The 17,373-nt window shown below is 57.6% G+C and carries 11 protein-coding genes; 9 read left to right on the top strand and 2 right to left on the bottom strand.

Annotation, left to right across the window (positions count from 1 at the left end):
• Positions 1–96: 96 nt before the first annotated feature.
• Both JMJ04_RS13980 and JMJ04_RS13975 read left to right on the top strand, forming a co-directional pair.
• Positions 97–840 carry an HAD family hydrolase gene (locus tag JMJ04_RS13980; protein WP_201371083.1) on the top strand — a complete coding sequence of 248 codons (744 nt, stop codon included), beginning with the start codon at positions 97–99 and terminating at the stop codon, positions 838–840.
• Positions 837–1,535 carry a hypothetical protein gene (locus JMJ04_RS13975; protein WP_201371082.1) on the top strand — a complete coding sequence of 233 codons (699 nt, stop codon included), beginning with the start codon at positions 837–839 and terminating at the stop codon, positions 1,533–1,535. The genes JMJ04_RS13980 and JMJ04_RS13975 overlap by 4 nt, the downstream gene beginning before the upstream one ends.
• A gap of 49 nt (positions 1,536–1,584) precedes the next feature.
• On the opposite strand, the gene JMJ04_RS13970 is transcribed toward JMJ04_RS13975, so the two are convergent.
• Together JMJ04_RS13970 and JMJ04_RS13965 are read right to left on the bottom strand one after the other, a co-directional pair.
• Entirely contained in the window at positions 1,585–2,313 is a 729-nt protein-coding gene (locus JMJ04_RS13970; protein ID WP_201371081.1) for a cysteine hydrolase family protein, read from the bottom strand.
• A 99-nt stretch (positions 2,314–2,412) separates the two neighbouring features.
• Positions 2,413–3,174: an NUDIX hydrolase gene (locus JMJ04_RS13965; protein WP_201371080.1), complete on the bottom strand. Its 762-nt coding sequence runs from the start codon at positions 3,172–3,174 to the stop codon at positions 2,413–2,415.
• A gap of 310 nt (positions 3,175–3,484) precedes the next feature.
• On the opposite strand from JMJ04_RS13965, the gene JMJ04_RS13960 reads away from it, so the two are divergent.
• The 7 genes from JMJ04_RS13960 to gltB all read left to right on the top strand — a co-directional run bounded on the left by JMJ04_RS13960 (position 3,485) and on the right by gltB (position 17,351).
• Positions 3,485–6,616 (top strand): helicase C-terminal domain-containing protein, encoded by a 3,132-nt coding sequence (locus tag JMJ04_RS13960; protein ID WP_201371079.1) that lies wholly within the window; start codon positions 3,485–3,487, stop codon positions 6,614–6,616.
• A gap of 191 nt (positions 6,617–6,807) precedes the next feature.
• The gene (locus tag JMJ04_RS13955) at positions 6,808–8,199 is read left to right on the top strand and encodes a hypothetical protein (protein WP_201371078.1); all 1,392 of its coding nucleotides are present in this window, start codon (positions 6,808–6,810) and stop codon (positions 8,197–8,199) included.
• Positions 8,200–8,451: 252 nt separating this feature from the next.
• A complete protein-coding gene (locus JMJ04_RS13950; RefSeq protein ID WP_201371077.1) occupies positions 8,452–8,802 on the top strand; it encodes a histidine triad nucleotide-binding protein in 351 nt (116 codons plus the stop codon).
• Positions 8,803–8,813: 11 nt separating this feature from the next.
• The gene (locus JMJ04_RS13945) at positions 8,814–9,983 is read left to right on the top strand and encodes a glycosyltransferase family 4 protein (protein WP_201371076.1); all 1,170 of its coding nucleotides are present in this window, start codon (positions 8,814–8,816) and stop codon (positions 9,981–9,983) included.
• Positions 9,980–11,137: a glycosyltransferase family 4 protein gene (locus JMJ04_RS13940; RefSeq protein WP_201371075.1), complete on the top strand. Its 1,158-nt coding sequence runs from the start codon at positions 9,980–9,982 to the stop codon at positions 11,135–11,137. Before JMJ04_RS13945 ends, JMJ04_RS13940 begins: the two co-directional genes overlap by 4 nt.
• A gap of 128 nt (positions 11,138–11,265) precedes the next feature.
• The gene (locus JMJ04_RS13935) at positions 11,266–12,387 is read left to right on the top strand and encodes a glycosyltransferase family 4 protein (RefSeq protein WP_201371074.1); all 1,122 of its coding nucleotides are present in this window, start codon (positions 11,266–11,268) and stop codon (positions 12,385–12,387) included.
• A 434-nt stretch (positions 12,388–12,821) separates the two neighbouring features.
• Positions 12,822–17,351, top strand: coding sequence for a glutamate synthase large subunit (gltB, locus tag JMJ04_RS13930; protein ID WP_201371073.1), 4,530 nt, complete (start codon positions 12,822–12,824; stop codon positions 17,349–17,351).
• Positions 17,352–17,373 lie beyond the last annotated feature (22 nt).

Genomic DNA, 17,373 nt, shown 5'->3' with positions numbered 1-17,373 from the left:
CTTGAAGCATACTGGCACTTATTGACACGGCCTTTTAGCGCGTGCTAGACTGCACACAACCACGATGATTGCCGCCAGGAAAGTAAAGGTCTTATCATGCTTATTGAGCAGCCACAAGCTATTCGTACCGTATTCTTCGACGCGGGCTTCACCCTCCTTCAGCCCACCCTCTCGACACCCGAAATCTGTCACCATGTGGGACATAGTCTCGATCTACATATCCATATCGATGATGTCAAAGAGCGGATGCAAGGGGCCGAGGGTTACTTCCACCACCACCAACGCCTTAATCGCCATATCTGGGCTAGTGAGCAGGGTATTATCGACTTCTGGACCGGGTACTATATGAATTTGCTGCGTCCCTTCGTCGAAGAGCATGACGAGAAGCGTCTCTACCAGCTTGCGCATACCATCACGCGAGAGTTTGACAAGCCCAGCAATTGGCAGCTCTATAACGATGTTTTGCCTGTACTGGAGGCACTGCAAGCCCATAAATATACCCTGGGCATCATCTCGGACTGGGGATCAGCCCTTAACACCATCCTCCACACACTGCGGCTCTCGCAGTACTTTGATTGCGTCCTCATCTCCGCGACCACCAGGCACGCCAAGCCTTCGCCCATGCTCTATGAAGAGGCGCTGGCACGCGCCAACTCCATTCCAGAATTCTCGCTGCATATCGGCGACACCTATGTCCAGGATATCCTGGGGGCTCGCTCGGTAGGCATCACGCCGGTCCTGCTGGACCGCCACCAGAAGCTCCATTCGCACCAGGTTGATTGTCTCGTAGTCACTTCCCTCTTTGAACTGCTCGATCACTTGGAGGTTCCCCACTCATGATCAATTTCGCTACTAAACGCAGTAACCTGCTTCTCACCGGTCTTGCGCTGGGGGCCACCGCTATGGCGACCACGCTCGTAGGCTATGTGAGGCGCGAGGTACAACGACGCGGATATCCATCCTGGGAAGAGTGCCAGTGTGACTTTAAAGCCAAACAGGCCTTCTTCCAGGTCTTTCATAGCCGGCACCAGTGGCGCGGCGCCACGATTGTCACCCAGGAATGGGGAGCGCACCTGGTCAATCCCGCGCCATGGCTCCGCCGCCTGCTCCATCATGGCTCGCAGGCGCTTGCGGTCCTGAACATGGGCAACCACTATGTCGAGCGCGTCACGCTCAGCCCCCAGGAGGCGCACCAGTTTGTCTACGCCATACAGGGGAAAAGTATGGGAGAACAGGACGACGAGAGCCAGGAAATAATGGAGAAGCGCCAGCTTATCTGGCGACGCGAGGTCCTGCATGTTCCCAGCCACCCCTTTGACGCCTATGTTCACCGCCTCTATCCCCTGCCAGTGACGAAGAGCCAGCAAGAGATAAGCGCGGGCCTACCAGTGCTCTGGGATCGAGCCAGCGACACACCCATCACAGTCGAGGGCACGCTACTTGATACCCCCCTGGGGACGCGCATCGACTATATCGGCTGGACCCCATCGCAGGTGGCGTATTGTACAGCACGCCTGGAAAGCCCACAAGAGTAGTGCCATAAGATTGCTCTCCACGCCTGGCTCCCAGCATACCGAGGAAAGGCTATTTGATCTCGCGCACGATCTCAACGCCGTTGAGCTGCATATGATAGAGGAAGAGCAAGTGCATAAAATCGCCATTATGCGGGAGAGCGCCAACCTGTTGCGCGGTCTCTACGGACATATCATAAGTCTGCACGGCATTTTCGGGAACAATCACGCGCAGGGAGCGATGCTGGGCATTGGCTTGCAGCTTCAGGTGCAGGGCCATCTGGTGAATACAGAGATCGGTACAATTGCCAACGATCACGGCCACGCTCAGATCGGGATGCTCGCTTAGCCAGGCCCCCAGTTCGGTGTTGTGGAAGGCATTGAGCGAGTTTTTGTGGATCACCGTGTAGAGATCGGCGGCGGGAAGCTCCAGCAGCTCAGGAATGGTCTCGGCCTCGGTAGTACCTACCTGGCAGTGTGGAGGAAAATTCGCGAACTCTGGGGCATCCTCCGGATGGCAGTCATGGGCCAGCACAAAGTTGCGCACGCCAATACCAAAGGCCCCCTTGATGGCCGCGGAGACCGCCGGAATGATGTTTTTCACGCGTGGACTGGCCAGTGCCCCCTCGTGGCAGAAACCATTGATCATATCCACGCTAAAGAGGGTCACACGGCCTTTTTGCGCCTCGGTCACAAAATCACCCCAGGCAAGCGAGGGCAGATCGCGCTCCCAGTTGACAAGTTCCTGCAGGAAGGGAGTTGCCTGTTCAATAAAGTTCTCGGGAAGAGTGGATTGAGCCATGCTTGTCTATGCCTCCTATGCATTTTTTTCTCTTGCGGATGTCGTGCTTGTGGGCAACCTCCGGTTGCCCACAAGCACGACATCCGCAAGAGAAAAACCTTATAGCTCGTGCTCAGCCGCCGGGTTAAAGCGGTACAGGCGGGCAGGCCGGTGCGTGCCCTCCATCTTTTTCGCGCCCGTGTCCTCCAGAATACCAGTTGAGAGGATTTTCTTACGAAAGTTCCGCTTGTCGAGCTTCTTATGCAGAATGATCTCGTAGACGCGTTGCAGTTCACGTAGTGTAAACTGCTCTGACAAGAGGTTAAAGGCAATCGTGGTGTATTCGAGCTTGCCACGCAGGCGGTTAAGCGTGTACTCCAGAATCTGCTGATGATCGAAGGCCAACGGCGGCAGATCATACACCGGAAACCAGTCAACATCTACAGCATCACTCGCGGCCTTGACCTGGAGGCGCTCTGAATCCAGCAGGGCAAAGTATACGACGGTGATGACCCGCGTACGTGGATCGCGCCCAGGCTCGCCAAAGGTATAGAGCTGTTCCAGGTAGACATTCTCTACCTGCGTCTCTTCTTGTAACTCACGTTTGGCTGCATCCTCCAGAGATTCGTCGATATTGACGAAGCCACCAGGAATAGCCCACATGCCCTCGTACGGCCATGATCGCCGCTTGACAAGCAGTACTTGCAGATCCTTCTGCCGCAGGCTCATCATGACAACGTCCACGGTGACCGATGGACGCTCATACTTGCTGGCATCATATTTATGCGCCTCGGCCTCGCTCGTCGCCACTACCTCCCGCCCCTGAGGCTCATCACGCCCGCTTTCTTGCAGCCCATTACTTGCTGTACTTTGCTCTTCCATCTGTCTCACTTCTTACGGTCTTCTGGTGTATAATACTGTTATACAAACTCGACACTCAATCTCCTGTTACACCCTCTACACCAATGAGCACTCCCTTCGAACAGGCAGCAAGCCAGCATGTGGTCTATTAGTGTAGAATATACACTAATAGTACTGTAAATATGAGCACCTGTCAAGTAGGCATAGTTTTCACCTACGCTGGAGGGCAAGCCCAACCAGGGGGTGACGGCATTGTTCCTCGTCCCTCGCTGTGCTATACTGCACATGCGCACCAAACAGATGTTCATATTTCGGGGGAAGCGAGGAGATCATGTCCGAAGTCGAGCTGCAACAAATCGGCTCTTATCCCATCACCACCACACTTCATACCGGGCCAACCAGCACCACATACCTGAGTCAGCAGCGCAAAAAGACGCTCCTCATCAAGAAGTTCCATGCTCCTCTCAGCGACGTACAGGCGCAAGAAGCCTTTCTCGCGCGTGCCAAACAGCTAAAAAAGCTGATCAACCGCAATATTATCAGAACCGTGGACGCGGGCCTGGATGGCGAGCACCCCTACCTGGTCATGAACTACCAGGCGGGGCAGAGCATTCGCGAGCGGTTTGCGCCAGGGAAACAATACGCTCCCGATGAAGTACGCCTGGCAATCTCGCGGAGCGCCTCGGCTCTGAGCTACGCCCATACCCATCATGTCATTCACGGCAATCTGTATCCCGAGATCCTGCTGATGAGCGAGAATAGCGAGATTCTCCTGACCGATTTCGCGCTTCAGCTACCTACGCCTGATGCTCCCTTTACACCTGAGTCAGGAGCCCTCCTCTACATGGCACCCGAACACTTGCGAGGTACGCCTGACGATGCCAGCGACCAGTACGCCCTGGCGGTCATGCTCTACGAATGGCTCTGCGGGCGCCGTCCCTATGAGGCAACTGAACGCGATGAACTCCTACGCCAGCAGGAAGAAACCGCTTTCCCTATGCCCAGCACGCTAAATCCTAAGATTACACCTTATATCGAGCATGTCCTGGTACGCGCGCTTGAGCGTAAGCCCCGGGAGCGCTTTGGCCGCATTCAATCATTAGCTGATAACTATATTCGCGCCCTGATGCACCAGCCGATCCAGGAGGCCACGCCCCTGGCCACCCCCAGATCCATCCCAACAACACCGATACCGACACCAGTGGCCCCAGAACCCACACCTGAAGAACCCGCCCGGACACCACTGCTGGCGAACCCACCAATGCTCCAACCAGTCAACAAGCAGAGCGAGGCACAAAAGCCAGCCCCCGCAACGTTACGCATCACGCGGCGCAAGCAGAGCGAGGCCGAGGCAACTGCCGAGGCAGCCAGGCCAGCCGCGATTCCCCACTCACTGCCGCTTACGACCATGGCCAGCACGCCTGAACCCAGGCAGCCTGGTGAGGGCGAAGGCGAGAGTTCGGAGACCGCCAGGCTCTATCGCCAGATTACGGCCGATCTCTGCCAGGGCGGCGTGCTTTCGCGACGCCTGCCAGGTTATGAAGAGCGCCCGGCCCAGATCGAGATGGCGCGCACCGTGGCACGCGCCCTCACACAGAACATTCCCGCAATCATCGAGGCCGGCACCGGTACGGGTAAGTCTCTGGCCTACCTGGTTCCCGTCGTACGCTCCGGCAAGGTTGCCATCATCAGCACAGCCAATAAGGCCCTGCAAGAGCAGCTCTTCTACAAAGATATTCCCTTTGTGCAGAAGCACATCCAGCCCTTTGAAGCCGCCCTGGTCAAGGGCGTCAATAATTATCTCTGCATCGACCGCATGGAGACCGAGCGCGTCGGCATGCAGTTTTATACCAAAAACAAGGAATTTCAGCGCCTGGTCGACATGGTCAATGATCCTGAATCAACCTTTACTGGCGACTTCGAGACGCTGGACTTTCAGCTAGCAGGCGACGTCCGGGGGCGCATCGCCACGGATAGCGACCAGTGTGCCTGGAGCAAGTGTACCTATTTCTCTGACTGCTATGTGCGCCAGATGCGCGAACGCGCCGAGCGAGCACAGGTCATCGTCGTCAATCATACGCTCCTGCTGCTGGACGCAGCCATGGGCGGCTTCTTGCTGCCTGAGCGCGACGTGATCATCCTGGACGAGGCCCACCATCTTGAAGAGGAGGCCACGCGCTCCTTTACGATTACCATCAGCCCGGGCCAGGTACAGACCCTGCTGGCCCAACGCATGCTCAAGGATCATAGCCAGGTCAGCCTGCAAGATGATGCCTTCCGCGCCGCGCAGAATATGTGGGTAAGCCTGGAACAGGTCGCCGATCCCGGCTATAAAGGGCGTATGAACTTAGAGCAACCACTGGAAGAGGGCCTGCGCCTGGCTTCCGCCCTCTCAGACTTGGCGGACTCTCTGCGCAAACAGCGCCCCAAGGACCTGCCAGAGAAAGAGGGGCAACTCTATGACAAGCTGCTCAAGCGGGTTCAAAACCTCTCCGAGAACGTGCGCACCGTCTTCTCGGTTGCGGAGACCGACAAATTTGTCTACTACGTTGACCGCGTAGAGGGGGGACGTGGAGGCGCACTCCTCCAGGCCTCGGCCTCGCCCCTGGACGTCACCAGCTGGCTCAAGGAGCGCCTCTTCAATAAGTGCAACGTTATCTGCACCTCGGCAACCCTGGCGACCGTCAATCCAACGGCCTCCAGTCCCGAGGAACGCGCGGCAAACTTCCACTATTTTCGTCGCCGCGTTGGCCTGGAGCCGGAGGAGCGCCCTGAGGTCCAGGAGAACATCCTGCCCCTGGCCTTTGACTACGAGAGCAATTCCTTGCTCTACCTACCGCGCCATCTGCCCGCGCCCACCTTTGGTGATGGCCTGGGGGACTACCAGCTCGCCATCGCGCGCGAGATGTATTCCCTGGTCAGGCTTTCGCAGGGACGTGCCTTCCTGCTCTTCTCCAGCAAGCGCATGCTCGATTTCGCCTATGAAATAATGGAAGAGCACCTGCTAAACCTCAACCTCCCCTGCCTCAAACAGGGCGAGATGACGCGCATGGAACTCACGCGGCGCTTCCGCGAGGAGAAAGGCTCGGTCCTCTTCGGCCTGAAAAGCTTCTGGGAGGGCGTAGACATCGCGGGCGATGCCCTCTCCCTTGTCGTCATCGACAAGCTCCCCTTTGATCCACCCGACGACCCGGTCCACGAGGCCCGCGTCGCTCAAATGAAAGCCCGGGGCGAGAACTGGTTTGGGACCTATGTCTTGCCACAGGCCGTCCTGCGCCTCAAGCAGGGTATTGGCCGCCTGCTACGCACGCGTAGCGACACTGGCGTCATGGCCATCCTCGATACGCGCCTGCATACCAAGGGCTATGGCAAACTCGTGCTCAACGCGCTGCCACCCGCGCAGCGCTCATCCAACCTGCGTGACGTCCAGGGCTTCTTTAAAGAGAAGGCGCCAGTGGGATAGAGTGCCCCTCCCTGGTGCCTTCTGTTTCTGACATGCAATAAAGCTTATCAATTGATAGATATACATCGTCATAAGCTCAAACGCCCCTAAAATACCAACGGTAGACAAAGGCTGCGCGAACAACTACAATAGAAAGTGCATTCCGACACGCGACACGTTGTTTTATTCTGATGGTACAGGGGAGTTCGCGCATGAGCAAAATTAAGATGCGATGCATCACCTGCGGCAAGTGGTTTCAGTCGGCAAATGCTAAAGAAGTAACTTGCCCCGATTGCACGCAGAAGGCCAGGAAAGAAAAATTAGCGGCGAAAAATGCGCCGTCCGCACCAGCTAATAGGCCTGTTGGCCCAGGCACAACACGTCAGACACCACCACCCAAACCGAAAGCTAAGCCTGAGCAAAGTGGTACCAGTCATTGGTTTGATGCCCTGGATGATATTAAGGTCGCAGAGCCCGACCAGCCAGCACGCCCCAAACCACAGCCACCCTCTGGACCACGCGAGACACAACATACACAACAGCCAAATGGCTTTAACGCACCACTATCGCCCCCATCTGCTCCTGGAGCGCATCCGCAAGAGCACGGGCCAGGCGAGGCACATCACGGCGAGCGTGGATATGGTCAGCGTGGACCTGGAGGTTATCATGAAGGCGGCCAGCGTGGACCGAGAGGCTATCGTGAAGGTGGTTCGCGCGAGGGTGGATATAGCCGTGGTCCCGGTGGTTACCGCGAAGGCGGGTATAATCGTGGCCCAGGCGGTTACCGCGAAGGGTATCAAGGTGGCGGTCCGCGCGAAGGCGGGTATAATCGTAGTCCAGGCGGCGGCTATCGCCAGGGCGGCGATCAGAGCCAGCCAGGCCCCTATGGCCAGCGCCCACGTCCTCCCTATGACAACGGCGCGGGACGTGGTCCCCGACCCGAGCGACCAGGACAGGGTCGTCCCATGCCCAATCGCCCTCCCAGAGGCAAGCCTGGACGCCCCACAGCGGCAATCGCTAAGCCCAAACGCGAAAAGATTCCACCACCACAGCCCTTTGAGCCTTCGACCGAACAGGTGGAGAAGGTTGAGCAGCGCTATCTAGAGCTCGCGAAACCCTCGGAATATGATGGTATCCGCACCCAGATCGCCACCGAGGTAGGTATCCCCAAAAAAGCGGTCAAGAAAATTATAAAGGACCTGCGCGACCGGCAGCATATGCCGAGCTGGTGGGAGGTACAGACTTATAAAGGGAGCAATGAAGAGCTGGAGCGCATCAAAGAGGCCTATCTGCCGCTGCTCCCCATTCCCCCCGTTGGCGTCCATAAAATCCTTGCGGAGAAGCTCTCGGTCAAGCCAGGCGTCGTATACCAGGCCATTAAAGCCATTCGCCTGGAGATGAACCTGCCGCAGTATAACGATCCCTCACTGCATGGCGACTTTAACGCGAGTCACCATCAGCCAGCTAATGGGCAACAAAAGACAGGCGCAACCCAACAGCCTGAGGGCACCACATCAGCTTCCACTCCCTCCGAGGAGGAAAAGCTAGCCGCCTCGGCGGAAGCCCCTGTCCCAACAGAGGCCCCCGAACAGACGACAAACTAGCAAACAACCAGAGTTATTCTGTGCGCGACTACCGCGAACGCGGTCCCGAGAGGAGGAAGCCAGCAGGCAACCCCCTCTCGCTTGCTACAAGCGTGCCACGGGTAGCCTATAGCGCGTATACTCATAGAGAATAGTACTGTCTAGTGATCCATGATATGTAGACGCGTGCGCTTGCCCCCGAATGGGGGTTAGCAGCGTCGTGCCACTAGGTAGATGCGTGCCTTGTGCCACGTTGAAAGGTTGATAAGTTTGATGGAGAATTGTCTCTTCTGTAAAATTGTCACGGGCGAGATACCGAGCAAAATTGTGTACCAGGATGATCATGTCGTCGCCTTTGAAGATATTCATCCCCAGGCCCCCGTACATCTCCTGGTCATTCCCACGCGTCATATCGCCTCAATGAGCGACATTGAGCCAGACGATGGTCCGGTCCTGGCCCAGATCTTTACTGTCGCTAAACAGATAGCCCACGAGCGCAAGTTGGAGGATGGCTACCGCTTCGTCACCAATGTAGGCCCTCATGCAGGACAATCCGTACTTCACCTGCATTTCCACCTGCTTGGCGGCAAGCCAATGGGTTGGCCACCCTTTCCTCCAAGATAAAGGAATTGTTCATGCGTATTGCAATTGACTATACCGCGGCCATCAGGCAAGGGGCAGGCATTGGCACCTATGTCCGTCGCCTGGTGGACGCGATGCTTGACCAGGACACCACCAACGCGTACACACTTTTGACCAGTGGGCGCCCAACACAGGAGCAACCATTCCCAGAGGGAGAGCGAGTGCGTGGACGCAGCGTGCTCATCCCGGACCGCTATCTCAATATTCTCTGGTATCGCTGGCGCGTGCCACTCACCGCGACCCTCTTTACAGGCGCCGCAGATATTTATCATGGCCCGGACTTTGTGCTACCACCACTTCCCAAGAAGACGCGCAAGGTCGTCACCATTCATGATGTAGCCTTTCTTGAGCACCCCGAATACGCCGCTCCTTCGCTGGCTGCCTACTTAAAAAAAGTTGTTCCCGAGGCTCTGGAGGAGGCGGATGTCATCGCTACGGTCTCGCACGAGGTCAGTCGTACACTCATCAAACATTTTCAGGCCCCGCGCGAAAGGTTGACCGTGATTCCTAACGGCGTTGGCAGCTACTTTAAGCGCGTCACCGATCCTGTGCTGCTTGAGTCCACGCGCAATAAGTTTGGCCTGAAACCCCCCTTTCTGCTGGCCGTGGGAACCCTGGAGCCACGCAAGAATCACCTGGGCCTGATCAAGGCGTATTATCAGCTCTACCAGCAGAAGAAGGCCCCCGCGATGCTGGTCATTGCAGGCGGAAAAGGCTGGCTCTACGACGAGACACGCGAACTGGTGCAGCAACTCAAACTAGAGAAGCGCGTGCGCTTCCTGGGCCGTGTGAGCGACCTGGAGCTGGTACACCTGTATAGCATGGCGCAGATCTTCGCCTTTCCCTCGTTCTTCGAGGGCTTTGGCATCCCGCCGATCGAGGCCATGGCCTGTGGCGCGCCTGTCATCACCTCCAATATCTCCTCCCTTCCTGAGGTCGCGGGTGATGCCGCGCTCCTCGTCGATCCCCATAATATCGATGAACTTGCACATGCCATCGCACGCCTGAGCGGTGACGAACAGTTACGCAATGACCTACGCCAGAAGGGCTATGCGCAGGCCCAAAAGTTTACCTGGGAGCAATCAGCCCGTAAAATGCTCTCAGTATATCAACGCCTCTATGAGGGGAAAACCAATTTCTCAGACGAGGACGCCCTTTCATGAAAATAGGTATAAACGCGCTTTTCTACCAGCATCCCGCGTCCGGGACTGGACAATATATGTTCCACCTGCTCGATGCGCTCAGCGCCATCGATCGTCAAAATGAATACGTCCTTTTCGGGCCTCAGCCAGCCAGCAATACGACTTCATCCTATCCCTATGTTGTGCAACCTGTGCCAGTCTTCGCGCAGCGCAACGAGAACCTGCGCAAAATCTTTTGGGAGCAGGTGACGGCTCCGACCGCGGCGCGCAAAGCCAGGGTCGATGTGATGCATGTCCCCTATTTCGCGCCTCCGCTCCTGCCACGCGTGCCTACGGTTGTCACTATTCATGACGTCATTCCCTTGCGCCTCCCGGCCTACCTGCCCAACAAGAAGGTCCAGGCGTATATGAATCTGGCCGCCAGGGCCGCGCATAACGCGACCGAGGTGATTACGATCTCCCAGCATGCCCGGCAAGACATTATTGAGGTACTCAAAATACCGGAGGAGCGCATTCACGTCATTTACCAGGCTGCTGGCGAGCAGTTCCAGCCCATTCGTGATCCCGAAGTGCTGGCTCGGGCCAGGGCACGCTATGGCCTCAACGAGCGCTATATCTTCTACCTGGGGGGAATCGACCAGCGTAAGAACGTTCCGCAACTGGTGCGAGCCTTCGCGCAACTCTATAAGCGACTGGGGGATCCCGATTTACAGCTCTTCATCTCCGGTAATCCCGATAAACAGAGCGGACCTTTCTTCCCCGATCCACGTCCCGTGGCCCGCGAGCTGGGGATCGAGAAGCAGGTCATCTGCCGCTTTGTCGAAGATGAAGATAAGCCTACTATCTATAGCGGGGCCAGACTCTTTGCCTTCCCCTCGCTCTACGAGGGCTTTGGACTCGATCCCCTGGAGGCCATGGGCTGTGGCGCCCCGGTGGTATGTTCCAATCGCACCTCGCTGCCCGAGGTGGTGGGCGATGCCGCGCTCCTGATCGATCCAGACAATCTGAGTGAGTTTGTAGATGCCATGTACCGCGTCCTTACTGATGAAACCCTTCACGCCAACCTTAGCGCCCGCTCGCTTGAACGCGCCAAAATCTTTAGCTGGCACACGACAGCGACGCAGACGCTCAACGTCTACGAGCAGGCCTACAAACGCACTCACCTTAAACAATAAGGTAGGAGTATATGGACAGTTGCATGTCATGCCTTCGGCATGACATGCAACTGTCCATATACTCCTACCCTGTGAGCCACACAGTGGCGAGCAGTCCCTACCTAGCAAACAAAAAAGAGAAAAGATATATGCGTGTACTGATGATCTCAAAGGCCCTCGTTGTGGGGACCTCACAGAAAAAGCTTGAGGAGCTGGCGAAATGCCCAGGCGTCGAGCTGATCCTGGTAACGCCTCCCTACTGGCTTCATGATGATGGTAGCAAGCTAACCCTTGAGCGGCTCTACACTAGCGGCTATCGCATAATCGAGACACCCATGCGCTTCAATGGTCGCTACCACCTGCACTATTATCCAGAGCTGGGCAAGATTATGCGCGAGGTGCGGCCCGATATCGTCCACATCGACGAGGAACCATACAACTTCGCCACCTATCACGCCACACGGCTGGCGGTCAAGCATAAGGCGCGCCCCCTCTTCTTCGCCTTCCAGAACCTCTACCGCGAATATCCCCTCCCTTTCCGCCAGATGGAGCTTTACAACTATAAGCACGCCACCACGGCCCTGGCGGGGAACCAGGATGCCGCCGATGTCTTGCGACGTAAGGGCTACAAGGGCAGCCTGCATGTCATTCGCCAGTTTGGCATTGACCCAAGCATCTACCAGCGTACGCTGCCTCCACGAGAGCACAAAGCAAGCGAACCCTTCCTCCTTGGCTATGTGGGGCGCCTGGTCGAGCCCAAAGGCCTGCCTACCTTGATTGAGGCCCTCCCCAAACTTCCTGACTACTGCCAGGTCGTCTTTGTCGGGGTCGGCCCCATGCGCGAAGTCCTGGAGAAGCAGGCTGCCGAATTGGGCGTTGCCGAGCGTGTCACCTTCAAGGGGAGCCTACCCAGCTATGAAATTCCCCGCGCGATGCAGGAGATCGACGTTCATGTCCTCCCCTCGCTGAGCCGCCCCAACTGGGCGGAACAGTTTGGCCGCGTCCTGATTGAGGCTATGGCCTGCGAAACTCCGGTTATTGGCTCTAGCTCAGGCGAGATTCCCCTGGTACTCGGTGATGCTGGCCTGGTCTTTAAGGAGGGTGACGCCGATGCGCTAAGCGCCTGTGTGCGCAAGCTCCTGGATGATCCCGCCCTCTACAAAGATCTCGCCAAACGCGGTCGCCAGCGCGTGCTTGAGAACTATACACAGGAACAGATCGCGAAACAGACCTATGACGTCTACCAGGAGATGCTGACAACACCCGTCTAGGAGGGTATGGATGTGCGATGGCCGTGGCGTTCGCCACGGCCATCGCACATCCATACCCTCCTAGACACAGATAACCTCTTCCCTATACTCCTATCAGAGGCACAATTTCCTTATTTTCTACCAACCAGACAAGAAAAGGCTTTTCTTACCCTTGTATGCTTTCTTGGCCCTATGTTATACTTGCTCTAATAAGGTGATGTTGCCTTACCCCCTGGGCTAAGTTGCTCATACTCCGGTGCTGCCCATACGCAAGGTCAGAGCCTTGCGCACTCAATCTTCGCCTACAAAACCAGACCAGCCCCTTACAAGGGAACTATGCACAGCTTCACAGCAATGACTACGACGCTCGCTGTTTGATCGTCGCTACACACAGGCTCCAACGCAGGTGCCCAGTACCCTCTTAGACCGTGATTATCTATTTGGGAGGACACTGCATGCAGCACAAACACACCGCACAACACACGACCTATCCGCTCTATGATCCCCGCTGGGAACATGATGCATGCGGCACCGGTTTTCTCGCCCGGCTTTCAGGCGAGGCCGATCATGCCCTCGTGCAAACCGCTCTAACAGCACTTACACACCTTACCCATCGTGGAGCACAGGATGCTGACGCCGAGACAAGCGATGGTGCAGGCATCCTGACACAAATTCCCCTGCCACTTTTTTATGCCGAGCTAGAACGGCAGCACATCTCTCCTTCCTCTGTTCAAGATCTCGCCGTAGGCATGTTTTTTTTACCCCAACAGGAACGCGCGCCCCAGGCCTACGAGCACAGTCACCAGATCATTATGCAGACCTTACAAGAAGTGGGCATACCGGCGCTTACCTGGCGTACGCCTCCCATCAACTACGCCACCCTGGGAACACGCGCGCGCGCCTCGGCTCCAACCATCAGCCAGGTCATTATCTCTCGTCCCGAACAACTTGATCTTGAAGCGTATGACCGAGCGCTTTACCACGCACGGCGCCTTATAGAACAGCGTCTTGCACAGGCAAAGCTTGAGGATTGCTACATCGCCTCGCTCTCACGCAACACCATCATCTATAAGGGCCTCCTGGCCCCCAACCAGCTCGCGAGCTTCTACCTGGACCTGGTTGATCCTGACTATGTGAGTGCGCTGGCGGTCTTTCACCAGCGTTATAGTACCAACACCCTGCCCTCCTGGCCGCTAGCCCAGCCCTTCCGCCTGCTCGCGCATAATGGTGAGATCAATACCATTCAGGGCAACCGGAACTGGATGCAGGCCCGCGAGAAGGCGCTGGCATCCCCACTCTGGCAGGAAAAGATCGCTGACCTTCTACCCGTCATTCCCGCCACTGGCAGCGACTCGGCTCAGCTTGATAACGCGCTTGAGCTTCTGACACATTCTGGTCGTGACCTGCTACATAGCGCGCAGATGCTTGTGCCTCCCGCCTGGGAGCAGGACACCGAGTTTGACGAGGCCCAGCGCGCATGGTGTGAGTATCACGCAGGCCTGGTGGAACCCTGGGATGGACCCGCCGCCCTGGTCTTTAGTGATGGGCGCATCGTGGGGGCCGCGCTGGACCGCAATGGACTGCGTCCCGCACGCTACACTCTGACTCGCGATGGCTTGCTTATCGTCGCCTCCGAGGCCGGCGTGGTCCCATGCGATCCAGAGAATATCGCCGAGAAGGGTGGCCTGGGACCCGGTGAGATTATCGCTGCCGACCTGGTCGCGCATAAAGTACTGCATAATGTCGAGGTCAAGAGTGACCTGGCGCAGCGCCAGCCCTATCACCAATGGCTGGAAGATCATCTCCTGCATCTCACAGAACTGGAAGCGACCTCGTCAGAAGAGGTTGTGAGCGATCCCGAGACGCTCTTCACGCATCAGCAGCTCTTTGGCTATACGCATGAAGATGTCGAAATGGTGCTCAGGCCAATCCTGGCTGAGAATAAAGAGCCAACCTGGAGCATGGGCGATGATGCCCCACTTGCCGCGCTCTCTACCATCTCGCGCACCTTTTCGGATTACTTTCGCCAGCGCTTTGCCCAGGTCACCAATCCTCCCATTGACCCGCTCCGCGAGCGCATTGTAATGTCCCTGGATAGTTACCTTGGTCCTCGCCAGAGCCTGCTGACAGAGACTCCCGAGCACGCACGCCTGGTCCGTCTCACCTCGCCGATCCTGGACGAGAAGCAGTTGAGCATTCTACGCGATACCACCCAGAGCCACCTGCGCCCCGCAACACTGAAGACCACCCTGGATATTACCCATCCAGACAACACTGTCGAGATGACGCTGGATCGCCTGGAGCAGGAGGCGCTCGCGGCCATTGAGGATGGCGCAACCCTCTTAGTCTTGAGTGACCAGGACGCAACTCTAGAGCAGCCACCCCTACCCATGCTTATCGCAGTAGGCGCGGTTCACCATGCCTTGATCAAACATGGGCAACGCACACGCGTCTCCTTGATCTGCGAGACCGGTACGGTCTGCGATGTACACCAGATCGCGGTCCTGCTTGGCTACGGCGCTGAAGCCGTCGTCCCCACCCTGGCACTGGCAAGCGTACGTGCGCTGGCTGGAGAACGCCGCCTTGAGCATGTTACCCCTGAGGAGGCCGTGGCACGCTACCGGCACGTGATTGAGGATGGGCTGTGCAAGATCATGGCCCGTATGGGTATCTCTACCCTGCGCAATATCATTGGCGCGGGCCAGTTTGAGATCCTGGGCCTGGCTCCTGAACTGGTTGAGCGCTGCTTTACCGACTCGGCGGCCCGCTACGGCAAGGTCTCCTTCGCCCAGGTCAATGAAGAGATACGCAAGCAGGTCACGAAAATCCAAGAAGAGCAGCAGGCCCCGGCGACGGGTCCAGCCGTGCGGAAGCGCAAGCTGGCCGACATGGGTCGCTTCCGCTTCCGCCGCGATGCCGAGTACCACGCCTATAACCCGCTCATCATTCGCTCGCTCCAGAAGGCGGCTCAGACTGGCCTGACAGAGGATTATCGCCAGTACACCGGTATGGTCTATCAGCGTCCCGCGACCAACCTGCGCGACCAGCTACGCTTTACCACTCGCCAACCTATCCCTCTGGCAGAGGTTGAGTCGATGGAGTCGATTCGCGCGCGCTTCGTGGTCTCCGCGATGTCCGTGGGCGCGCTCAGCCCTGAGACGCATCGCACCATCGCTGCCGCAATGAATAGCATTGGCGGACGCAACAACACCGGCGAAGGTGGCGAGGATCCAGCCTGGTATCATGAGACGCTGGAAGGCTATCCCGTCAGCAGCAAGATCAAGCAGGTGGCCTCAGCCCGCTTTGGCATCACCACCGAGTACCTGGTACGCGCGGAAGAGATCGAGATCAAGATGGCTCAGGGTTCTAAGCCAGGTGAGGGCGGACAGCTTCCTCCTGCCAAGGTCACACCCTTTATCGCGCGCCTACGCCATACCGAGCCAGGCGTCTCGCTCATCTCGCCTCCACCCCATCACGACATCTATAGCATTGAGGATATCGCACAGCTCATCTACGACCTGCACCAGGTTAATCCAACAGCCAAAGTAGGTGTCAAGCTGGTCTCCTGCCTGGGCGTGGGCACCATCGCCGCCGGGGTCGCCAAAGGTCACGCGGACTATGTGCTCATCAGCGGCAATGATGGTGGCACTGGGGCATCGCCCCTGCAATCTATCAAGCACGCGGGCATGCCCTGGGAGCTTGGATTAAGCGAGGCACAACAGGTGCTCGTCCGCAACGGCCTGCGTAAGCGCATCAAAGTACGCGTTGACGGTGGATTCAAGACTGGCCGTGACGTGATTATTGGCGCGCTCCTGGGCGCGGAGGAGTTTGGCTTTGGCACAGCGGCCCTGGTCACTCTGGGCTGCGATATGGCGCGTCAGTGCCATCTCAACACCTGTCCAGCGGGCATTGCCACACAGCGCGAGGATCTGAAGGCCAAGTTTACCGGGCGCCCTCAGTTCCTGGTCAACTACCTGACCCTGGTCGCCGAAGAGGTCCGTGAGTTCATGGCTCAGCTTGGAATCGCGCGCTTCGAAGACTTGATTGGACACACCGAGTTGCTAGAGAGCGCGCCCGATGCCACCATCGATCTTACCTCGCTCCTGGTTTCACTTCCTGTACGCTCCGAAGCCGGAAAGCGTATGCACGACGCGCCAGCTCGCGTTGAGCAGGAACTCTTAACGGAGGTTGAGAGCGCCCTGCATGGCGAGCGCAGCATCCTCACCCAGCATCCTATCGCCAACTATGATCGCTCCGTGGGTACTGTCCTGGCAGGCGAGATCGCGCGGCGCTATGGCAACGAGGGTCTGACGCGCAACAGCATTACCTGTACCTTCCATGGGGCCGCGGGCCAGAGCTTTGGCGCGTTCTGCATGCCCGGCATGCGTCTCATCCTCAATGGCGAGGCCAACGATTATGTTGGCAAGAGCATGACCGGCGGCCAGATCGTGATACTCCCGCCCGCGGAGGCAGCCTACGAAGGGCACAAGAACACGATCCTCGGCAACACAGTGCTCTATGGCGCAACAGGCGGTCAGCTCTTCGCGGCGGGTCGCGCTGGCGAGCGTTTCGCCGTCCGCAATAGCGGTGCACTGGCGGTGGTCGAGGGCGTAGGGGCGCATGCCTGCGAATATATGACTGGTGGTATGGTAGTGGTCCTGGGTGAGACCGGACCCAACTTTGCCGCTGGTATGTCCTCAGGGGTGGCCTATGTGCTCGATATGGATGGCTCCTTCCCCACGCGCTGCAACCTGGCAGCCGCGCAACTCGCACGCGTACAGGACACCCAGGAGAGCGATGCCTTGCGCACCGTCATCGACTGGCACGCGCGCAAGACGCATAGCAGCCACGCGCAGCGCTTGCTGGAACAGTGGGAGTTTGTCCTGCCGCGCATCTGGCGCGTCCAGCCTGAGAACACGCATCAGAACGCTTCCCACTTTGTGGGCGGGCGCGAAGAGATGCAGAATCGGATCGCCACCAAATAGCACACCTCCTACTCTCCCTGGT

Origin of the sequence: Ktedonobacter robiniae, assembly GCF_016587375.1 — a bacterium.
Taxonomy (GTDB): Bacteria; Chloroflexota; Ktedonobacteria; order Ktedonobacterales; family Ktedonobacteraceae; genus Ktedonobacter; species Ktedonobacter robiniae.
This window is presented reverse-complemented; position numbering and strand designations above follow the sequence as displayed.

What these genes read in the sequence shown, in the direction of transcription:
- JMJ04_RS13980 (WP_201371083.1), top strand. Translation starts at nt 97, where the DNA reads ATGCTTATTGAGCAGCCACAAGCTATTCGTACCGTATTCTTCGACGCG.
- JMJ04_RS13975 (WP_201371082.1), top strand. Translation starts at nt 837, where the DNA reads ATGATCAATTTCGCTACTAAACGCAGTAACCTGCTTCTCACCGGTCTT.
- JMJ04_RS13970 (WP_201371081.1), bottom strand. Translation starts at nt 2,313, where the DNA reads ATGGCTCAATCCACTCTTCCCGAGAACTTTATTGAACAGGCAACTCCC.
- JMJ04_RS13965 (WP_201371080.1), bottom strand. Translation starts at nt 3,174, where the DNA reads ATGGAAGAGCAAAGTACAGCAAGTAATGGGCTGCAAGAAAGCGGGCGT.
- JMJ04_RS13960 (WP_201371079.1), top strand. Translation starts at nt 3,485, where the DNA reads ATGTCCGAAGTCGAGCTGCAACAAATCGGCTCTTATCCCATCACCACC.
- JMJ04_RS13955 (WP_201371078.1), top strand. Translation starts at nt 6,808, where the DNA reads ATGAGCAAAATTAAGATGCGATGCATCACCTGCGGCAAGTGGTTTCAG.
- JMJ04_RS13950 (WP_201371077.1), top strand. Translation starts at nt 8,452, where the DNA reads ATGGAGAATTGTCTCTTCTGTAAAATTGTCACGGGCGAGATACCGAGC.
- JMJ04_RS13945 (WP_201371076.1), top strand. Translation starts at nt 8,814, where the DNA reads ATGCGTATTGCAATTGACTATACCGCGGCCATCAGGCAAGGGGCAGGC.
- JMJ04_RS13940 (WP_201371075.1), top strand. Translation starts at nt 9,980, where the DNA reads ATGAAAATAGGTATAAACGCGCTTTTCTACCAGCATCCCGCGTCCGGG.
- JMJ04_RS13935 (WP_201371074.1), top strand. Translation starts at nt 11,266, where the DNA reads ATGCGTGTACTGATGATCTCAAAGGCCCTCGTTGTGGGGACCTCACAG.
- gltB (WP_201371073.1), top strand. Translation starts at nt 12,822, where the DNA reads ATGCAGCACAAACACACCGCACAACACACGACCTATCCGCTCTATGAT.